At 42.8% G+C, this 3,246-nt stretch carries 1 protein-coding gene and 1 pseudogene; both read left to right on the plus strand.

All coding sequences use genetic code 11. From position 1 onward, the window contains the following. Positions 1 to 532: pseudogene (locus tag VB732_RS35645) on the plus strand (chromosome partitioning protein ParB); the annotation flags it as partial. Between the two features lie 82 nt (positions 533 to 614). Next, positions 615 to 3,246 (plus strand): DEAD/DEAH box helicase (locus tag VB732_RS35650; RefSeq protein WP_323235509.1); only part of this gene is annotated, 2,632 nt, incomplete at its 3' end.

Consider the following 3,246-nt stretch of genomic DNA (forward strand, 5'->3'; position numbering starts at 1 on the left):
TAAAAACGTTTTTCCTAACCCCGATAATCCACAAACTGGGGACAACGTTTCTGACCAGTTAGCCAATGAAACTGAATCTAGGAAAAACGTTTCTCCTAACCTAGATGAAGAACAATCAAACACGGTACAACAGGTGTTTGAGAGTCTGGGACTCATGAATTGGCTATCGTTCATCACCACACGCTTACCTTTGCTCAATCTGCCCGAAGAAATTTTAATAGCACTGCGTTCCGGGAAACTGGAATACACCAAAGCACAAGTCTTGGCGCGGGTAAGGAATAATGAAATCCGAAAAAAACTTTTATCCGAAGCGATAGCATCGGATTGGTCTTTAAGCCAAATTAAAGAAAAAATCACAGATTGGACTGATGATGAACAAACATCCTCGTCTAAAGGATCTAACCAAATACCAGACCGCCTCCAAAATATCACCCAGCGCATTAAAAAGCGTCAGCTTTGGAAAGAACCTAGAAAGCAAAAGCAGTTGGTAAACCTTTTAAACAAGCTCGAAGCCTTACTAGGGGATGAGTGACTTTAGGTAAATTGTCAGGTAATCTCTCTTTTAGAGTCTTTTTACCTGTGATTTATGATTGGGTGCGAGGGGAGAAACAGAGATGGCGGAAGATTCACAGATTCGAGAATTACTTAAAGCTTGGTTAGATTACATCCATGTTGAAAATTTGAGTAATGCCAAAGTAGAAGCTGACGATTCAGAACAACCGAACATCTGGGACTCTCTCGTAAATCTGGTAGGCGATAAATTATTAATAGACGAGTCTTTATTTAAAAAACTAAAGCAACCGTTTAAAAGTGCAAAGAACTTTGAGCAAACAAAATTACCATCCATTGCTGTAGCTTTCCCACAGCTTTATGTAGTTGAATCGAATCGCCGTCAATTTCGCCCGTTGTTCACGATCAACGTTTCGACACTATTCGAGGGCAATTATCGTAGTAGCGGATGGAATTTAACTGAATATGAGTTTCAGCCTGTTATTCCCAATTTGATGCAGTGGTACGGACTAGAGGAAGAAGCGGCTGAGTCCCTGGTAACAAGGGAAGGGTTGAAAGTTTTTCTCGAAACTACTTTCAATCGTCCCTTTAAAACGCTACAAGATTTTATGGGACTGATTGAATTACCGCCGTTCCCCGTGCGGTCAAAACTTCTCCCTTATCTATTGGATTTTGACTACGCTGCTTTTAATTACAACCTCAAAAAAGATTTTCAGAAAATCAGCGAACAGAATTACTTTCAGTGGTCAAGACCAGGACATCCGGCTTACGAATATTTATTTGGACAACCAAAAGCACCTCAACATGAAGTACTTTTTTTGGGTGCTTTTCCCAACTCACAGGCGGATGACTATCAAGCACTTGCTCTGAAACATTCACAGGAGCAACCTGTTACTGCTGTGATTGGGCCACCGGGGAATGGCAAGACCACACTGTTGTTACATAAGATAGCGCAGCAAGTGGTACGTCGATCCGTGGACTTGGCAACAACGGGTTCAGATAGAAGTAACCTAACTGTGGTAACAAGCACTAACAAATTTGCTGTAAATAACGTTGAGAAAATCTTAGCCAACAACTTGACCTCTGACCGTTTCTACCTGTCAGGAGGCTCTAGGGATTTGGTTGAAACCCAAGTTTTACCTAATTTGCAAGCTGCACTCGACTGGTTAGCCAAAGAAACGTTTAAATCAGATGAATGGGAGTCAGCTAGGCAACAATTGTTAGCTGGGGTTCAGCAGATAGAATCTCACCTGAAGCAAGACGAGCATGATCTTCAACAGAAAAGTGCTGATGAGCAATCATTAGATGAGCTATACCACGATATACAATTGCTGTCAGTGGCGATAAAAACTTCTGCATTTGAATCTTCGTCACCATTAGAATTTGACCGCGACTACTCTAGGTTTCCAGTAGAAGCCTATCAGCAGATAAAACAACATCTTGGCAGTGCAAGGCGTTCTTTGCCTAGAGTTGATTACTGGCAGCCGGATGTTAGAGATAACAAATGGTTTGTCCAGATTTTGCAGACGATTAAACGATTCTGGCACTCGATAACCAAAACCAGCCATCGTCATGTTCTCAAACGCTTGCACAAACAGATAGAGATGCCTGTGTTAGCAACACTGGCAACCCCATTTCAATTTCAAATCCCACTAACAACTGAATCTCTCATCGCCGCCCAGCAGAGTGTTGACCAGCTTCTTGCAGAAGCATTGAACTGGCAGCAACAACAGAATGGTATTGACAGCACAGAACAACAGCTTGAGTCAAGAAAGCAGCAACTCAAAGACCTAATTACTCGCCGTTCTGAAATCGAAAACCGACTCGCTACTTATCCCACCAAAGATTTTTACAGTCGCTTCTACACCGAATTGCACTCGCTGCAAGTAGAGTTATTTGAGTGGTCTTGGGAATTTCAACAGCAAGAAGCTCTGCGACGAAAAGATGAGGTGATAGCTTCCATTAGAACTTACATTGCATTATTGAATGGCGAATGGGATGCTTTTCGGCAGTTAAGTCATAATTGGAGAAACATTTATCGGGATATCAGCCTGTTATTTCCGGTGTTTCTTTGCACTTTGCACTCCATCCGCAATTTGTTACCCTATCCCGATAGTGGCTGTATTGATCAAGTAATTGTAGATGAAGCGGGTCAGATTCCACCGCATCAAGTTTTCCCCGTTTTAGTACGGTGTAATCGGGCTTTGATTGTAGGCGATCCATTGCAATTGGAGCCAGTTGTTAATTTGAGTGACCAGAAGAAAGAGGAATATCGCAGCAAATCTTTTCTGGAACAGGGGCTTACAGATGTAGATTATGACCGCTACAGTCCCACAGCAACAACAGCTTATCATCGGGCGGCTGGGGCATCAGGGCAACCTGGGGATATTGGTAATGGCATTATCCTTAAATATCATTACCGTTGCGTGAGGGTAATTGCTGATTTTTGCGATCGCTTGTGCAATTACGGCATGATCATCAAAACTGAGCCTAAAGCTTCGCGCTTGGGTGCTAACCTAATTGGTTGCAATGTAGAAGGGAAGCTGGAGAACCATGTTAATTGGGCAGAAGTTGATGCAGTAGAAGCGTTGATTGAGGAGTTATTAGCGGCGGGTTATTGCTTAAATTCTCCTGACTCTGACAACACGATTGGCGTGATTTCACCTTACCGCCGTCAAGTAGATGCGCTGACTCAACGCTTAAAATCTCGTTGGTCAGATTTTTCCCCCAAGAGCG

Source organism: Nostoc sp. UHCC 0252, from assembly GCF_034931145.1.
In the GTDB taxonomy this organism is placed as follows: domain Bacteria; phylum Cyanobacteriota; class Cyanobacteriia; order Cyanobacteriales; family Nostocaceae; genus Nostoc.